Origin of the sequence: uncultured Thiothrix sp. (assembly GCF_937876535.1) — a bacterium.
Taxonomy (GTDB): Bacteria; Pseudomonadota; Gammaproteobacteria; order Thiotrichales; family Thiotrichaceae; genus Thiolinea.
Map to the genome: position 1 here is coordinate 24,560 of NZ_CALFHZ010000023.1, position 18,284 is coordinate 42,843.

Below are 18,284 nucleotides of genomic sequence, written 5' to 3' on the forward strand. Positions count from 1 at the left end.
ACTTAAAGTTCACGGACTACACGAAAACCTAAATTCGTATCTAATTCATCTAAATAGCGTTTTTTCCGCGCAGCACTACGTGCTAATACGGCTGGATCAAACCAAGACCCTCCTTTAGTCACATACCAGTAGGGATTAGCTGTATGAGAAGGGCTGCCATCACGATGAGCGCCTAAATGTGAGGTCGTCCAATGGGTGCTGGTAAATTCCCAAACATTGCCGTGTACATCGTATAAACCCCAGTGATTAGGTGCACGCAAGCCAACTTCACTTGCACTCACCGAAGGAATACAGCGAGGCAAATACCAGCGTTTTTTCTCAGCCGCTTCTTGATAAGGAAAAATCGGGTTAAAGTTGACTTCTTTACAGCTCACATTACTGCCATAGCAAAAAGGGGCGGTACTACCCGCACGGGCAGCATATTCCCACTCGGGTTCAGTCGGTAGGCGATAGTTATATCCCGTTTGTTCGCTGAGCCAAGCTAGATAGAGTTTAATATCGCTCATGCGCACATTGATGACTGGAAAGCGTCCACTATGCCAGATTAACTCAGGACGTTTATACCATTCAGTGGCAGTGCGAAAGAGTTCAAACTCTTCAGCCATTAGTGGGAATACACCCATCGCAAAATCGTAGTCTAAACGGACTGTATGTTGAGGGTATTCTTCGCGTCGGTGCCCAAATTCATTATTGGGCGACCCCATTTCAAACTCTCCTGCAGGAATCACTGCTAATTGTGGCCCGGCTAAACCACTTTTAAGTTTATCTTGAAAAAAAGGTGTTAGGCTGTAAGAGCTAGCCGCTTGCTCTTGTTGCAATTTTAACTCGTCTGCAGAAAGAGAGCCAAGGACAGACGCTGCAGAAGGGTTTAACTTCAAAGCTTCCATACGCATTTATTAGCAACCATTAATGTAGTTAACTGCAATCTATCATTCATTTTTGTTGACTCGCAAGTTTGTTTGTAAATATATGGTCTACAATAAAAATTAAGGGTGAAAAGGGTGGGCTTCAATATGGAAATTTATCTAGACAACCAAAGCAATACACAGCAGCCTTCTTATTTGGAGACTGCTAAACGCTTGCTGGATGGTTTAATTCTTTATCGTGTTGAGTTAGGTGAGCCTGGGCGACATTTAGAGTTATTGTTACGCTATAGTGGCGTTGCAGCTAGCACTGATTTGCCTTGCCCTAAAAGCATTCATTGATTTTTATAATTCAACTCAATCACAATGGTTTAAGTATTATAAGTAGTTTAATCTTAGCGTAAGCCTCCTAACCACATAATTTAGGCAAGCTCTCTTTTAAGGTTATAAAAATAATAAATGAAGCGTAATGCCCGACGCTTGCAAGCTGGCCTCAACTTACTTGAGGTTTTAATTGCGACTTTAGTTTTATCGGTAGGCCTTTTAGGTTTGGCGGGTTTACAAGTCAGTAGCCTAAAAACAACGCAAAATGCTTCGCTAAAACAAGAAGCTACCTTCATTTTATATGATCTCTTGGAGCGAATGCGCAGTAATCGGCAAGCAGTTTTGGCAGGTAGTTATAGTAAAACGACTCATTGTACTAGCGCGCCACCACAAGTTTGTACGACAGCCAATTGCTCAGCGGCGCAGCTAGCTAGTTATGAGTTATATCAAGTGGTATGTCGTAGTGGAACTAATCGATTACCAGCCGCACAATTGACTATCCATTGTCCTAATAGTGGTAATTGCGGCTTGGGTTTGCATTTTCGATTGACTTGGGATGAGCGTTTAGCGCAACGCGGTATTCAACAGGCCTCAGATAATAACAAATCTAGTGTTGAGCAAGAAAAAGAAACAATTAGCCTAGAAATGGATGCAATCCTCTAATTATTATGCAAATTAAGTTGCAGTTTTCACAAGTTGGTTTCTCGTTAGTCGAAATCATGATCGCGATGGGCTTAGGCTTATTTATTATGGCTGGGATTGCTACTGTGTATGTGAGTAGCAAGGAAACCTATGACTTGCGTGATCAAATCTCCGAAATGGATGAAAGTGCGCGGGTTGCTATGAAGGCTTTACGCACCCATATCGAAAGAGCTGGCTATTCATCCGATGCTAACACTCAATTAGAAAACTATTTATTACCGAGTGGTTTTGTACCAAGTCCAGTAGTTTGCCCGACAGGTCAGGCCAATATTATCAATGTCAATCGCATTGCTAGCTCAGCTGATGGGGCAATGATTAGTGTAAATGCTTTAACGACTAATCAGATTATGGCACGAGCGGATAGTATTGGTGTTTCGTTTTTAGCCGATGACAAGCTAGTGGAGGACTGTACGGGAGCTTCTTGGAAAAATCGTTGTATGATCAATCCAGCTCTAAGTTTGCACAGTTCCACCAATCAGGAGTTAAGCTCACCGCTAGTGCGGCATGTATACAGCTCGTTTAGAGTGCAGAAAAATGCTTCTCGGCAAAATAAAGCCGGTGAGGGTATTCCTGAACTCGTGTGTGGTGGCTCACTCAATACCTATTCACAGCCTTGGGCACAAGGTATCGAAAACATGCAATTACGCTATGGGATCGATAATTGGCCTGACCCTATTCCTAATGGTCAGAAAAAACAATGGCAGGTCGATCAATATTGGAATGCTACGCAAGTGACTGCCAATAAGGCTTGGGACAAAGTAGCCTTAGTTCAAGTAGCTTTATTAGTGCGGACGATGGAGCCAGCCTTTAAGCAAGCTGAGGCTAAAAGCTATCAATTATTCGATCAATCCATCGCCACTAATGATCGTTATAAGCGTGCTGTGTATACCACTACTATTTATTTAAGAAATATTGCTCGCTGACTATGAACAAGTATCCGTATTTATTGCTCACTAATAAGCATCAACAACGCGGCTCCACGTTGATGTGGGGGATGGCTATTCTGCTGGTGATGTCTGTAATTGGAGTGACTGCAGCTCGGATTGGGATCACGGATACTCGGATTGTAGGTAATGAAATGTCGAGTATGCTGACTTATCAAGCTGCCGAATCACAGCTCAATTTAGTGCGGCCTCCTTTAGAGATGTTGGCTCCTTCGAATTCGCTGGCTTTTATTAAAGCGACAATGGAGCAATCTTCTAAGCAATTTGTAGTACCACCAGATAATAAAAGTGCCCTTTTTCAAAGTGATAAGGTGAATGCCAGTGTAAGAGTGCAACATGCAGGCTTTCTTGATCAATGTCCGCCTTTAGAGACCTCAATGAGTTTAGAAATGAATGGTGATAAATATAGTTGTTCTATGTTTATCGTAGATGCTAGTAGTCGTCTACAAGGTACAGGTTCGTATAGTTCTCATGAAATGGGTATTGTGCATTTTATGCCTGCGCCCTCACCTATAAATTAATTTAATTAATACTCCATATCAGGTAGTATTAAAGGCGCTACGAATAATAATTAAAACTTAGGTTAGAGCTATGTCTACTATTCGCTTACAACGCGGTTTTACTTTAACTGAAATCATGATTGTGGTTGCTATTGTCGGCATTATTGCTGCCTTTGCTTATCCCAGTTATGTGGAGCAAATTAGAAAAAGTAAACGCTCTGATGCAAAAATAGCCTTACAACAAATCGCTCAACGTCAAGAAACTCATTTTGTTAAAAATTATACTTATGCAGATAAATTAACCACGTTAGGCTTTGCTGCGGATACAATTCCTAGTCAGGAAAACGATTACAGTATCACCATCAGTGCTGCAACAGCGACTAGCTATACTATTCAAGCAACTCCAGCGAGTAGTTCAGCCCAAGCCAAAGATACCAAATGCGCTCTTTTCACCCTTGATCATATGGGGCGTAAGATGGCTAAGGATAGTTCAGGTACAGTAACAACCGATACTTGCTGGCGTTAAGCTAATTATCAATATAATGAAAAGTTCTGCAAACATGCCCAAGTTAAGCAGCGTACTCAGTTTCTTGCAGCTGCTGCTGTTCAGCCTCATTGTTAGCCTTAGCTCGACACTGAGTTTTGCAGATGAAACGGAAATCTTTGCACAAAATGAAGCTACCAAGGTCAATGCGAATATTCTGTTCTTGCTTGATGCTTCTGGCAGTATGAATCAAACACTATCCAATAGTGGTGGGCGCTCACGGATGCAGGTTTTAAAGGATACCTTCCGCGAGGTACTCGATAATGCGCCTGCTAATGTGAATATTGGTTTGATGCATTATGCGAATGCTAATTTATTACCCTCTTATAGTTGGAGTGCGATTAAAGGTGTCAACTTTCCAGTGTCACCTATTGATCAGCAAGCCTCTAGCATTATTGGCTCAGCAGCGAGTAGCGATAACTTAATTGACCCACCTGCCGGTATGCCAGTTAGATCCTTTCTAGCTGATATTGTGGATGGTTGGCAACCAGCAGGTTATACGCCTATTGTTGATTCGTTATATGAAGCTGCCCGCTATTTTCGTGGTGAAAGTCCAGTTTGGGGCAAACATAAAGCAGCTTATAGTTGGGCAGCACATCCCTCCAGCTATACCGGTAATTTAACCTGTACTAGTCAACATCAAGAAGAGTGTAGCCCTGATTGGGGAACTTGTAATTCCACTGCCAATTTAAGCTCAAGTGCTTGTACCACACGCAAATATAGTGAGTGCTGTAAATGGGAAACAGCATCGAATGGCAAGCAGTATTGCAAAAATAATAACTACAGTTGCAAAGTGAGTGTGAAATTTTGTCAGCACACCATTTGTGACTCTTACAGCGGCAATCCTGTGTATAAATCGCCGATTGAACACAGTTGCCAAGCCAATTATTTAGTGCTGATGTCAGATGGTAAGCCTGAATATCCTTTCTGGGAAGGTGTCACCGCTGATGGTACCGCGCGTTATCCAGAGTCGGTGGCACCTTCCCAAACTTATAATGTGAATGTCATTCCGCCAATGTTACCAGATATGAATAATGCTAATTTTCCGGTCACTGTACCTAATTTAGCTTCAGCTAACTGTGTGGATGCACCTTTAGGTTATAAAAGTGGCAAGTGTGGCCCAGAGTTAACTCGCTTTTTAGCGACTCAAGATCAATCAACTGCAGTAGCTGGTAAGCAAGTAGTGAATACTTTTACCGTTGCTTTTGGCATGAACGATGAACCAGTCGGTACTAATTATTTAGCTCAACTCGCTACCGCTGAGCATGGTGCGTATACAGCAGATAATCCGCAAGAGTTAGCGGCAGCATTTAGTGAAATCTTGGCAGATGTGCAGAAAAACTCACTTTCTTTTAGTTCTCCAAGCTTTGTAGTGGATCAGTCTAATCTGCTCTCGCATGAAAACAAAGTCTATATGCCGGTCTTTGATCCGAGCCAAACCGCTATTTGGTCAGGCAATTTACGCAAATTCACCGTAAATGATGCAGGTGATATGTTGGGTGCAAATGGTTCGTCGGTTTTAAATACCGATGGAACTTTAAAAATTGATGCCCAAGATCTTTGGTCAACTACTTCACATGGTGCGGATGTCACCATTGGTGGAGCTGCTAATAAATTACCACTACCTGCTAACCGCATTTTGTATACCGATGCAGTCGGTACTAATCTTGTCCACATTAGCCCAGCTACCACGAGCATTACAGCTAGTTTATTGTCACCTAGCGATACCCTTAGTTCAGCGCATAATTTACTGCCAACTAGTACTAACTATCCCAATTTGCCAGCTGGTACTAGTTGCTGGGGCACTTATAAAGACTGTAATGGTGTACAACATACGGTCAATGGCAATCCCAATACCGGTAGAAATTGTGTAAATATTGCTGAAGTCACAACTTGTCCTACGCCAGCTATTTCAGAGGAAAAGCGCGCACAACTACTAAATTTTATTCGTGGCTATAAAGACGGTGATCCTAATGCGGGCGCGCGTAATCATTTAGGGGATAGTTTAAATAGCAAAGCAGTAGTGGTCGATTATGGTAATGGGGTCGTGCGGGTTTTATTAGCCACTAATGAAGGCTTTTTGCATTCCTTCGATGCTAATAGTGGTGTAGAAAAATGGGCTTTTATGCCTGCTTTTTTACTAAAGAACGCTAATTCATTCTTAGACAATCCGGATAATAATAAACATATCTATGGGATTGATGGAACGCCCATGCTGGCTCGGGTTGATCATAATCTAAATGGGATTATCGAACTTACCCCTAGCCAAGATTACAACCATGATGGGCAAATCAATGTCGAGGATGCTGATAGTGTAAAGCTATATTTTGGCCTACGGCGTGGTGGGCGCATGTATTATGGCTTGGATATTAGTGTGGCAGACACGCCAAGCGTGATGTGGAAAATTTCACCACAAACTGCTACGAATGGAGCTACCGATGGCTTTGATGAATTAGGCGAGACTTGGTCTAAACCGACTTTATCTCGATTGCGTTTAGCTGATGCGAGTGCTCCACAACAGTCTAAATTAGTTCAAGTCTTAGTCTTTGGTGGTGGTTACGATCCGCGTAAAGATGCAGAGGATATTACTGAGCGCTTACCTGATCAATGGGGACGGGATGTGTTCATCGTTGATGCAAATTCCGGTGGTCTCTTGTGGTCATTACGTAAAGGTGGTTTTGGCTCAGCGGGAGCGCAAACAGCAGTAGCTGGTGCTAGTAGTCTAAGACATAGTATTCCCGGCGATATCCGTATTCTAGATATGGATGGTAATGGTGCTTTAGATCGCCTGTATTTTTCTGATACGGGTGGCAATGTCTGGCGGGTCGATATGGATGCTGATGTCCGTGATGAGGATGCTAGTACCTACTATGACTATAGCAAGGCTAAACTTACCCAATTAGCTAGCTTGGGTGGGGGAACAGAGAGTCTAGATCATCGTAAATTCTTTTATGAGCCTGATACGGCTATCCGTATGCAAAATGGCAAACCGATTCTAACGATTGCTTTAGGAAGTGGTTACCGTACTCATCCTTTGAATACCACGACCGCCCTTGATCGGCTTTATGTGCTGATTGACCCTGATGTGTATAAGATGTCAGAGGCACCCACTTTAATTACTGATAATAATCTTATGGATGTGCAAAGCATTGAAGCAGGGAAAACTATTCTCGATTACCCCGAAATGAAAGGTTGGTATTACGAGTTTGAGCATCATGGTGAGAAAGCGCTATCTCCGGTTTTAACCTTGCTCGATAAGGTCATGTTTACGACTTTCTCGCAATCTGATGCCGAGGGTAATCCTAGTATAGCGCAAGCTTGCCAACCTGCGACCAACACCTCACGTGCTTATGTCTTAGATGTTTTACAGGGTAAAGCGGTATTGAATTTAGATCGCTCAGTCGACGCTTCCGCAGACAAATTTGTGGTGGCAGGTTCGAATGAGCTTTTAGATACCCCACAACTCATTTTCGGACGTTTGACAGGCAAAGATGGTAACTCAAGTTGCCAACTTGGCGATTGCCAGCAAAATATTATGGTAAGGATTGGCAAGTTAAAGTTGCCCTTGTTGGATTTGGCTAATACGCAGCATCAGGTATCCACTGGTTATGGCCAAATGATTGATATTACGCGTTTGTTACCACGCATGTATTGGTTAGATTCCACTACAGAAGACGAGAGCGAATAATGAAAAAACAACGTGGTCTTAATCTCCTTGAGGTTTTAGTAGCCGCCTTTTTAATCTCTTTAGGTTTATTAGGCATGGCGGGTTTACAAGTGAAAAGCTTTCGAGCCACGCATAACTCCTATCAAATGCAGCAAGCTACTCAATTAGCCCATGAGTTATTAGAGCGAATGCGTTCGAATCGCACGGCGGTACTAGCAGGTAGCTATAAGGTCAATGCGGTTGCAGCCACTTATTGTGCTGATCCGTTAGCAGTCAGCTGCCAAACCAATACCTGTAATTCTACTCAAATGGCTCTTGATGATATGCATCGAGTGATGTGCGGGTATGGTGCAGGCACAGGGATTAATGGTGCATTACTGAATGGTCAGTTGATAGTAGATTGCCCTGATCCATCAGCTGAATGTGCTAAGGGAGTGCGGTTAAGTTTGCAATGGAATGAGCGTAATGGTTCTAAAAACGAAGCTGATGTAGAGCCTTTCAACTTAGTCCTCAACACTGTTTTATAAAGGTGAAGTCGATGCAAACTAAACAGTGTTTCAAATCCCAACAGGGTTTCTCTTTAATAGAGCTAGTTACTGCAAGCGCCTTAAGTTTAGTGTTAGTAGCAGGGGTTGCAACAGTTTACATGGGAAGTCGTCAAACGTATAACGCCCGTGATGAACTTTCTACCATGCAAGAGAATGCACGCAGTGCTTTGAATGCACTCACTAAGCATTTAGAACATGCAGGCTATACGACTGCTGCTCACTTTCCTTTAACTAAAGCATTTTATGTAGATGGTGATGCAGTACCAGCGGCTAAAAGTTGTGGTGGTGGAGCGAACAGCATTGTGATTAATCCTGCCAGTTTAGTGCAAACGACGGATCATAATGAGGCTAGTGGAACTGGTGATACTATTGGTGTGTTGTTCTATGCAGATTCTACTTTAGGAATAGATTGTGGCAATGAAGCTATCCCGCCGAGTTGTCAGGCTGATGTAGCACCTAACCCCGAATACTCCCGAATCTATAACAGTTTTTATGTGGGAACGGTTGGTGACATGCCGAATTTATTCTGTGCAGGCTCTAGAGGCAATGCTGCTATTCCGGTTGCTGAGGGGGTTGAGGCTATGCAGTTTGCTTACGGCCTAGATCAAAATGATGATGGGACAGTGGACACTTATCTGGATGCAACTGCAGTAAAAGCGGCAAACGCTTGGTATCAAGTACGCACAATTAAGGCCTCAGTTTTAGTCCGTTCACGAGAGCCTGTGTTCAATTCTGCTGAGGCACGTGATTACACCTTACTAGATACTACCTATAGCCGTAACGATCGTTATCAACGTACTGTGCATACCGCAGTTATTTATCTACGCAATTTGGCGGTTCATGAGGGAGGCGCTTAGACCATGCACATAACAACTTATCAGCACCCTGTGACACTCAAGCATCAGCAAGGCGCCGTCTTGCTTTGGGGTTTAGTCGGTTTATTAGTCCTGGCTGGTTTAGGGATCGCTGCAGGGCGGATCGCAACGATGGATACGAAAATTGTGGGTAATGCCATGTTTGATGATTTTTCTTACCAAGGTGCAGAAGCTAGTTTACGTCGCTCTACCAATCTTTATTTGGTTGAGCAAACGGCTAAGCAGGAGATAGCAAACCAGACTGCTAAAGAAGTAGGGCCATATCTTGATGCTATCAATGGTGGTGAGGAAATTAGCTCAGCGGGAACGATTTCAATGGGCACTAAAATTACTTGCCCACCGGTACTCCAAGGAGTCGCTATGAGCACTTCTGCTAGCCCTAAAAGTGGCAATGTCTCCTGCCGTTTATTTACGGTGAATGCAGATAGTAAAGTGCCAGGTACTTCTGCAGAAAGCCAGCACATGGCGGGTATTTTGAAGTTTGTTCCGGCTGAATAATTATTAACTGAAACTGGAAGCTGAAGTATGAATAACAATAAACAACGCTCAAGTTATTTAAGTTACTTGTTGGGTCTAGTCATTGTGAGCTGGCAGTTCAGTGCAGTGGCCGATGATGCAGAAATTTATTCTGCTGCCCAACCTGCGGCTAATCCTAATATTCTGTTCCTACTCGATAATTCAGGCAGTATGGAACAAAACAAAGTCAACGATAATGCTGGTAATGCCCCCACCCGTATGCAAGTCCTGCAAGAGGTATTCACCGATGTCATTACCAATGCTCCACCTAACCTCAATATTGGCCTCATGCGTTATGGTGGTGAAGAAACTGCCTACGCTAGTGGGGTAAGTTTTCCCATCAAACCAATCGATGCAGAGGTCTTACCAGTTATTACAGGCAGTATTGCTTTAGATAAAGATAATTTACCTGATCCTGTTGCTGGGCAAACTGTCCGTGAGTTTTTACCCCAGATTGTTAGTGGTTGGCAGGCAAAAGGGTCAACACCGATTGTTGATTCGATGACCGAGGCTGCACGCTATTTTCGGGGGGAGGAGGTCAGTTGGTTTGCGGCCTTAAGTCCTGAGCAAATTCGAGCTGCACATCCTTCCACTTACTCAGGAAGCATTAGTTACGACAACTGTGCGAGTTACGCGCCCCAAGCAACCGACTGCAACAACAGTGCGAGCGAATGTACAGGACAACTCGTGACGGGAAGCTGTGCTAAGCAATGGGTGGATCAATGCAGTGAATATGCCACTATCACCAAAACTAACCAATGTTGTAATTGGGTACCAAGCGCTACCAATGAATTTGGCCAAGGCACTGACTGGGTTTGTGAAAATAATAACTATACTTGCTCAAAATCCGAAGTTGATTACAACCATTGCCTAAGCCCTAATGGTCAAATTGAAGTTGAAGTTTGTAAGCAGCATGCTTGTGTTGGTGAGGTAAAAAGCAAAAGTTATATTTCACCGATTACCTCAGAATGCCAAGCTAATTATTTAGTCTTCATGTCAGATGGACGTCCAGAAGGTTGGAATAGGATTTATGATTATCCCATGTCTCGCAGCATAATCGAGAGTAAACTCGGCAAAACCTGTGCTGACTCCCCATCCGGTTATCCTTCAGGCACTTGTGGTCCAGAGCTTGCTGAATATTTAGCGAATGAGGATCAAATGCCAACTATTGACGGCAAACAAACTATCGAAACCTTCACTATTGCATTTGCCTTAAATGATCCAGATGGCACGAAATATTTAAAAAGCTTAGCGGAGGCAGGGCATTTAAAAGTTGCTGATAATGCGGATCAATTGCGTAATGCATTGCAGCAAGTCATAGCTCAAGCAACTAGTGTTAATAAACCTATGACTGCTGAACCAATTTATGCAGCGGCTCGTCCAGTAAGCACAGCCACTTTAGTGGCGCAAGCGGCTAATGATGAGACCAATCCTTTGGTCAGTACTTGGGCTTTATGGAAAAGCTTCTTAAATAATCCTGATTTAGCCAAAGCAATGTTGAACTTATTTGAGCCTTCTCTGTTTACAGGTAGTACTCCCAGTTTGGCAGCTGCGAATAATAATTTCTTCCATGCAAATAATGTGAAAGATTTAACGGAAGCGTTTACTTCAATTATTGGTCGGGTGCAGTCTTCAGCATCGTCTTTTACCTCGCCTACCTATAAAGTTGATCCTAGTAGTTATCTAGCACACTCTGATGAAATCTTTCTTCCTGTATTTATGCGTACACCTAATGCGCGTTGGCAAGGTAATCTAAAGAAATTTAAGTTAGAAAATGGTGTGATTGTAGGGAAGAGTGATACTAATCCTACGCAAACGGCGGTGGATGCTAAAGGGCAGTTTTTAGATAGCGCTTGGGATTTTTGGGGCAGTACTGCAAGTGGTTCTAATGTCGCCGAAGGCGGAGCTGCCAGTTTATTGGAACCTGCTAATCGTGTTGCCTTAACAAATAATACTAGCTCCTTAATTCCTTTAGATAACACCATTACCAAAGCAGAGTTAGGTGATGCAGCTATGAGTGATGCAGAGCATGATGCGGTGATTCAGTTTGCTAAAGGCTATGACGATGATGGTTCAGCCTTGAACTATTTAGGCGATATTATGAATAGTAAGCCAGTCATTATGCATGATGTGAATAATAAATCTTATGTGTTAGCAGGGAGTAATGATGGTTATTTACATGCCTTTGATGCAGATTCTGGTTTAGAAAAGTGGGCTTTTATGCCTAATGTCTTATTAAAGAATCTGAAAGCTTTAAAGGATAATGGTATTACTCAACAACATTTATATGGCGTAGATGGCCCCTTAACTATTTGGTATGACGATAAAAATAATGACGGTCAGATTAAAAAAGACGAAGGTGAGGGTATTTACGTCTATTTCGGTTTACGTCGTGGGGGGCGTGCCTACTACGCTCTAGATATTACTGACATGAATGATACTGCTTATCCTAAATTAGCATGGCAGTTCAGTCATACGACAGCAGGCTTTAATAATTTAGGTGAGTCTTGGTCTAAACCAGTGATGGCAAAATTAAGAGTTGCTGATAGTAATGCTAGTTCTGGTAGCGTAGTGAAGGATGTCTTAGTGATTGGTGGCGGTTTTGATCCTATTCTAGAAAATCAAGATGCTAATACACGTCTCACTCACTCAATAGGTAATGATGTATATATGGTTGATGCTCATACAGGTGAGCTGATTTGGTCTTTACGTAATAACGTCTCCTCTGCTTCATTAGATCTGAAGCATAGTGTTCCGGGGGATATTCGCGTCATGGATATGGACCGGAATGGGGTGCTAGATCGCTTTTATTTTGGTGATACGGGCGGCAACATTTGGCGAGTCGACATGGATGTAGATGTCACAGATACTGATGCGAGTACCTTGTACGATTATTCAAAAGCCCGTTTGAGTAAGTTCGCTGAATTAGGTGGGACTGGTATTGATAAGCGTATGTTCTATTACGAGCCTGATGTAGCAGTAACCCGCATTAAAGGCCAAGATTTACTGACTTTAGCTGTTGGCAGTGGTTATCGCTCTCATCCGTTGTCTGATAGCATCGATGATCGTTTCTACGTCCTAGTGGATCGTCATCCCTTTGCTGAGCCAGATACTGCCCTCTTCCCTCTAAAAGAGGATGGTAGCTTAGCTGAAGTGAGTACTTTGGATAGCACAACGAATCTGTTGACTGAGCCTAGTTTAAATGGCTGGTATTACGATTTACCCAATCGTGCTGAAAAAGTTTTGGCTAGTCCGCTTACCTTTATGAATAAGATTGTCTTTACTAGTTTTGCAGTTGCTGAAGAGCAAACCACAACCGCTACTTGTGATGTGTCTACTAGTGTTGGGCGTGCTTATGTAATGGATTTATTTAGTGGAGCTGCTGTTGCCGCTTTGGATCCAGAGAAACCAGGTGTAAAGGAGCGTTCTACAATTATTGCTTTAGATGAAATTCCAGATACGCCACAACTAGTCTTTAAGCAACCCATGGCGGCAGGTGGTGGCGCTTGTACTGAAAGCGATTGTGTGCAGGGTTTAGAAGTGCGAATTGGTAAAATGCAACATGCTTTATTAGATGATAGCAATATGAATAATAATAGCAGTAATGCAGCTGAGCGGATTGATATTGGTAATATCCTGCCACGGATTTTCTGGTTAGATCGTGATGTCAATAATGCAGACTAAACTGCTTAAAGAGAACGACCGACGCTGACTCTGTCATTCCCACTTAAATCTTGATAACAGGCTACCTGAGTGTAGCCTGTGTTTTTTAAAAGCTGGGTGACCGCTAGACCTTGATCATAACCATGCTCTAAAAGTAACCAACCCTGATCTTTCAAATATTTAGGTGCAGCCTGAATCAAGTAAGTAATATCTCTTAAACCATCTCTTCCCGAGCTTAAAGCTGATAGAGGTTCAAAGCGAAGATCCCCTTGCGCTAAATGGGGATCTGATGCTGCTATATAGGGTGGGTTCGAAACAATAAGATCGAAGTAAGTGGTTTTATCTAAGGCACTAAACCAGTCGGAGCGCATTAAGCTTACATTACTAAGCCCCAGTTTGAGCTGATTACGCTCGGCAACTACTAGTGCTTCCGCTGATTTATCCACTGCCATAATCTGAGCATCAGACCGTTCTTTAGCAAGTGCTAAGGCAATCGCTCCAGTACCTGTACCTAAGTCAAGAATTTTAGGTGCTGTATAGCTTGTTAAATGATCTAAGGCTAATTGCACAAGTAGCTCAGTGTCAGGGCGTGGAATTAAAGTCGCTGCTGATACCTCTAGCTCCATCCCCCAAAATTCTCGATACCCTAGCAAATAAGCGACGGGAATGCCCTGCAAGCGTTGCGCCACTAAATTGTGAAGCTGAATTTGTTGCTCTGAATGCAGTTCTTTTTCCGGCCAAGTAAACAAATAGCTGCGATTTTTAGCTAGCACTTTACACAGGAGTAATTCCGCATCTAAACGTGCTGTGTCGGAGCTAGCGCTTAGCTCCTGAGCGGCTTGTTGGAGTGCAAAGCGAATCTGCACCAATCGTGCTACTCGCCTGCTAAGGCTGTTAATTGATCGGCTTGATACTCATGGACTAAAGGATCAATGACTTGATCAAGGCTACCCGCAATAATGTCATCTAGCTTATAGAGCGTAAGATTGATGCGGTGATCTGTGACGCGGCCTTGTGGGAAATTATAAGTGCGAATCCGTTCAGACCGATCACCGGTACCAACTAAGTTACGGCGGGTTTCAGCTTGCTCCGATTGCTGCTTAGTGCGCTCAATTTCTAATAAGCGCGACTGCAATAAAGACATCGCACGGGCGCGGTTTTTATGTTGTGAACGTTCATCTTGGCATTCCACCACTAAACCAGAGGGCAGGTGAGTGATTCGAATCGCGGAGTCAGTTTTATTGATATGCTGACCACCAGCACCAGAAGCACGGAAGGTATCGACGCGTAAATCCGCTGGATTAATCGCTTGGGCTTCCACTTCATCAACTTCAGGCATGACTGCGACCGTAGCGGCTGAAGTATGAATGCGGCCTTGCGATTCAGTTTCTGGTACACGTTGTACGCGATGTGCACCTGATTCGAATTTCAAACGTGAATACACATTACTGCCAATAATGCGGGCGATGATTTCTTTAAAACCACCATGTTCACCATCATTTTGGCTCACGACTTCCACTTGCCAACGTCTTTGTTCGGCATAACGGGCATACATACGGAAGAGGTCACCGGCAAAAATCGCTGCTTCATCACCCCCCGTACCTGCGCGTACTTCGAGGAAGATATTACTGCCATCATGTGGATCTTTAGGTAGTAGGAGTTTTTGCAGCTCGATTTCTTGCTCATCACGCCGTAGTTTAGCGGTTGATAATTCTTCTTCCGCCATATCACGCATTTCAGGATCAGCCAGCATTTCTTGCGCGGTTTCAAGATCGTCCAGAATTTGCTGATAAGCACGAAAGCCTAAGGCAACGGGTTCTAATTGGCTGTATTCAATCGACAATTTGCGGAATTGATCTTGATCAGCAATGACCTCATTCTCGCCTAGTAATGCCGCGATTTCGGCGTAGCGTTCATTCAGATTTTCTAGTTTTTGTAGGATGGATTCTTTCACAGTCTAGGCTTCATCAGTGAGGTTAAAGAGAGTTTTGGCATTCGCCAATAATACATCATTTCCGCTTTGTGCCGCTTGATTCATGCTCTGAATCGGTGCATGTGTGAGCTTATTCGTGAGGGTATTCGCTAGAAATTCAAGGACTTCAGCAGCATCTTTATGTTGCAACATCTTTTGCGCACGGGCGAGTACTTCATCGCGAATCGCCTCATTTTGCTGGCGGAATTGGCGAATAGTATCGCGATGCTCTTGGGCACGTAGCCAGCCCATAAAGCTTTGCACTTCATTCAACACCATGCTTTCGGCTTGTTCAGCCGCGGCTCGGCGCGATTGGAGATTTTCTTCAATCACTGATTGTAAGTCATCGACAGTGTATAAATAGACATCATCCAATTGGCCAACTTCAGGTTCAATATCGCGGGGTACAGCAATATCGACCATAAACATCGGGCGATGTTTACGTGCTTTTAAAGCCCGTTCTACCATTCCTTTGCCAATAATGGGTAAGGGAGCCGCTGTGGAGGAAATAACAATATCGGCCTTGGGTAGGTAATCAGCAATATCCGGTAGGCCAATTGCTAAGCCATTATAGTGTTCAGCCACTTTACGTGCGCGTTCGACATTTCGGTTAGCGACAATAATATGACCAATTTTGTTGGCACTTAAATGTCGACCCACTAATTCAATCGTTTCGCCTGCACCGACTAATAAAGCGGTTTGTTTTTCTAATTGGCTAAAAATTTGCCTAGATAAGCTCACGGCTGCAAAAGCGACTGACACTGGATTAGCACCAATACTGGTTTGAGTACGGACTTTTTTAGCGGTATTAAATGCATGTTGCATTAAATGGGTGAGTTGATGCCCTGTGGTTTGCGCTTCAGTTGCAGTTTGTAACGCTGTTTTGAGTTGCCCCAAAATTTGTGGCTCACCCAAGACTAAAGAATCTAAACCGCAGGCTACACGCATAGCATGTTGAATGGCTTGTTCTTCCTGATAAACAAATAAGTAAGGCTGTAATTTATGTTGGGGAAGATTATGGAAACGTGCTAGCCAACTAATCAGTTGCTCAAGTTGTTCAGGTTCATGGCAAGTGACATATAATTCGGTACGATTGCAGGTAGAGAGAATAAGATGTTCTTGAGCAAGCGGTTTAGCCGCATGTAATGCTTCTAATAAACGCTCAGGCGAGAAAGCAACCTGTTCACGAATGGCAACAGGGGCTGTTTTATGATTGACACCAACAACAAAAATCGACATCCAGAGCGTAATTACCGCATATACATTCTATTTTCAGAACCGCGGATTTTCTGATACGTTATGCAGGATTACAAGGTGGTCTGATGAATATACCTTTAAAACCAAGCCAATTCGACTATTAACGGCATCTTTGGATGCTGGAGCTGCCTATGTCTCGTTTTTATGTTTCCCATCGTTTTGTAGGGTTGTCACTTGCTGTAGTCATTGCAGGCTGTACAGTTGGCACTCAAAGTTTTGCTGAACCACCTGCTGCTTTAGCTACTTTAGCAGGGCCTTTACTTCCTAAAGAGCCTTTTCAATCAGAGGCTAGTTACCAACTTTATAATACGCTTGTTGCGGAAATGTTGATTCGCCAAGGCAAAATTAAACAAGCTGCGCAACATTACGTATTGGCAGTTGGGCAAAGCAAGGATAAGGCTTTAGCCAAACGGGCTACTGAAATTGCCATTCAAGCTGGAGAACCAGTCTTAGCCAAAGCAGCGTTAGATCAGTGGGCAAGTTTAGAGCCAGACACCGTTGAAGTTCACCAATATCGTGTACTCCTCAACGCTCAACTTGGAAACTATGACACTGCAGTCGAAGATGCGGTCTGGGTACGGGATTATATTGAGAAAAAAGAAGGGCATGGTTTTGAGTATGTTGTTTCTTTATTAGCACTCGATGCAGGCCCCGCAAATGCGTATGAAGTCATTAAACGCTATGCGACTAAAGTGGAAAATACGCCGAAAGTTCAGTTAGTTATGGCGACGTTTGCTTTAAGTGCTAATAAAACTGATGCAGTATTAGAGGGTACAGAGGCGGTTCAAAAAACAGGTGATGGCGCTCAAAAAGAAGAGGCTGCACGCTTACGGGCTAAAGCTTTATTAAGTATGGAGCGCGTTTCAGAGGCTCTGAATACTTTAGAACCCTATGCAAAAAGTACTAAAAATCAAGAGTTAAAACTCGAATACGGTCGCATGCTGATCATGGCGGATCGTCGTGAAGATGCACAGCCGATTTATAAGCAACTCTATGCTGAGCAGCCTGAGAATGCGGATATTCTTTATACCTTGGGCTTATTATATTTAGAGCAGGAAGAGTTTACTTTTGCTGAGCCGCTCATGAAAAAGCTGCTAGAAATTCCTGAGCGTAAATATGAAGCTAATTATTTCATGGCTCAGATCTATGAAGGCCAAAAGCGCACGGATGAGGCTTTGAAAGCTTATGATGAAGCTTTAAATGGCGATTTTGCACGGGATGCAATAGGTCGAAAGTCAGCTTTATTATATAAAGAAAAGGGTTTGCCAGCTGCTGAGGCTTGGCTTGATGGCTTATTAGAAAAGGCTACTATTCCTGAGCAAAAAGTCGCAACCTTAATGGCAAAGGGGCAATTATTTCATGATGCTGCGGAGTATCAAAAAGCCATTGATACCTTTAATAAAGCAGAAGAATTTGGTAGCAAAAAACGCGATATTCTCTACGCCCGCTCTTTAAGTTATGACCGTATGGGTAATGTTGAGCAGGCTGAAAAGGATTTAAGGGAAGTGGTTCGCCTTGACCCCAAAGATGCTGATGCTTTAAATGCGTTAGGCTATATGCTAGTAGTGAGCACCACGCGCTATCAAGATGCTTATGATCTCATTAAGCAAGCCTTGGAACTTCGTCCTGATAGTCCAGCCGTTATGGATAGTATAGGTTGGGTAACTTTCAAAAAAGGTGATGCTAAAGGTGCTGAAGAGTGGTTACGTAAGGCTTATGCTAAAATGCCTGATCCAGAGATTGGGGCACATTTAGTTGAGGTCTTAGCTGTGAATGGCAAGCTGGAAGAGGCGCGTAAGCTATATAAAGAAATGATTGCTAAGTATCCAAATGATAAACAATTAGCAGATGTCAAACAGCGTGTTGCTGATTTAGCAGATAAAACCAATTAAATTTTCAAGGAAGAATC

At 43.2% G+C, this 18,284-nt stretch carries 15 protein-coding genes; 11 read left to right on the forward strand and 4 right to left on the reverse strand.

The window, feature by feature from the left end; all coding sequences use genetic code 11:
* Positions 1-2: 2 nt before the first annotated feature.
* A complete protein-coding gene (locus Q0230_RS17875; protein WP_298612530.1) occupies positions 3-893 on the reverse strand; it encodes a formylglycine-generating enzyme family protein in 891 nt (296 codons plus the stop codon).
* Between the two features lie 120 nt (positions 894-1,013).
* On the opposite strand from Q0230_RS17875, the gene Q0230_RS17880 reads away from it, so the two are divergent.
* From Q0230_RS17880 to Q0230_RS17925, 10 genes are all read left to right on the forward strand, one after another.
* A complete protein-coding gene (locus tag Q0230_RS17880; protein WP_298612533.1) occupies positions 1,014-1,205 on the forward strand; it encodes a hypothetical protein in 192 nt (63 codons plus the stop codon).
* Positions 1,206-1,322: 117 nt separating this feature from the next.
* Positions 1,323-1,850: a type IV pilus modification protein PilV gene (gene pilV / locus Q0230_RS17885; protein WP_298612536.1), complete on the forward strand. Its 528-nt coding sequence runs from the start codon at positions 1,323-1,325 to the stop codon at positions 1,848-1,850.
* Between the two features lie 17 nt (positions 1,851-1,867).
* Entirely contained in the window at positions 1,868-2,812 is a 945-nt protein-coding gene (locus Q0230_RS17890; RefSeq protein ID WP_298612539.1) for a PilW family protein, read from the forward strand.
* A 2-nt stretch (positions 2,813-2,814) separates the two neighbouring features.
* A complete protein-coding gene (locus tag Q0230_RS17895; protein WP_298612542.1) occupies positions 2,815-3,354 on the forward strand; it encodes a PilX N-terminal domain-containing pilus assembly protein in 540 nt (179 codons plus the stop codon).
* Positions 3,355-3,424: 70 nt separating this feature from the next.
* Positions 3,425-3,859, forward strand: a complete 435-nt coding sequence (locus tag Q0230_RS17900) for a type IV pilin protein (protein ID WP_298612545.1) — start codon at positions 3,425-3,427, stop codon at positions 3,857-3,859.
* 34 nt (positions 3,860-3,893) lie between these two features.
* On the forward strand, positions 3,894-7,565 hold the full coding sequence (locus Q0230_RS17905; RefSeq protein ID WP_298612548.1) for a PilC/PilY family type IV pilus protein: 3,672 nt from the start codon (positions 3,894-3,896) through the stop codon (positions 7,563-7,565).
* On the forward strand, positions 7,565-8,071 hold the full coding sequence (gene pilV / locus Q0230_RS17910; RefSeq protein WP_298612550.1) for a type IV pilus modification protein PilV: 507 nt from the start codon (positions 7,565-7,567) through the stop codon (positions 8,069-8,071). Before Q0230_RS17905 ends, pilV (Q0230_RS17910) begins: the two co-directional genes overlap by 1 nt.
* An 11-nt stretch (positions 8,072-8,082) precedes the next feature.
* Positions 8,083-8,949: a PilW family protein gene (locus tag Q0230_RS17915; RefSeq protein WP_298612553.1), complete on the forward strand. Its 867-nt coding sequence runs from the start codon at positions 8,083-8,085 to the stop codon at positions 8,947-8,949.
* 3 nt (positions 8,950-8,952) lie between these two features.
* Positions 8,953-9,465: a hypothetical protein gene (locus Q0230_RS17920; protein WP_298612557.1), complete on the forward strand. Its 513-nt coding sequence runs from the start codon at positions 8,953-8,955 to the stop codon at positions 9,463-9,465.
* A gap of 27 nt (positions 9,466-9,492) precedes the next feature.
* Positions 9,493-13,167 carry a PilC/PilY family type IV pilus protein gene (locus Q0230_RS17925; RefSeq protein ID WP_298612561.1) on the forward strand — a complete coding sequence of 1,225 codons (3,675 nt, stop codon included), beginning with the start codon at positions 9,493-9,495 and terminating at the stop codon, positions 13,165-13,167.
* 5 nt (positions 13,168-13,172) lie between these two features.
* Here Q0230_RS17925 and prmC read toward each other — a convergent pair whose 3' ends face one another.
* The 3 genes from prmC to hemA are packed head-to-tail and all read right to left on the reverse strand — an operon-like array spanning position 13,173 to position 16,357.
* Entirely contained in the window at positions 13,173-14,012 is an 840-nt protein-coding gene (gene prmC / locus Q0230_RS17930) for a peptide chain release factor N(5)-glutamine methyltransferase (RefSeq protein WP_298612565.1), read from the reverse strand.
* An 8-nt stretch (positions 14,013-14,020) separates the two neighbouring features.
* On the reverse strand, positions 14,021-15,100 hold the full coding sequence (gene prfA / locus Q0230_RS17935) for a peptide chain release factor 1 (RefSeq protein ID WP_298612567.1): 1,080 nt from the start codon (positions 15,098-15,100) through the stop codon (positions 14,021-14,023).
* A gap of 3 nt (positions 15,101-15,103) precedes the next feature.
* Positions 15,104-16,357: a glutamyl-tRNA reductase gene (gene hemA / locus Q0230_RS17940; RefSeq protein WP_298612569.1), complete on the reverse strand. Its 1,254-nt coding sequence runs from the start codon at positions 16,355-16,357 to the stop codon at positions 15,104-15,106.
* 149 nt (positions 16,358-16,506) lie between these two features.
* Here hemA and Q0230_RS17945 point away from each other — a divergent pair, with 149 nt between their 5' ends.
* Positions 16,507-18,267: a tetratricopeptide repeat protein gene (locus Q0230_RS17945; RefSeq protein ID WP_298612572.1), complete on the forward strand. Its 1,761-nt coding sequence runs from the start codon at positions 16,507-16,509 to the stop codon at positions 18,265-18,267.
* Positions 18,268-18,284 lie beyond the last annotated feature (17 nt).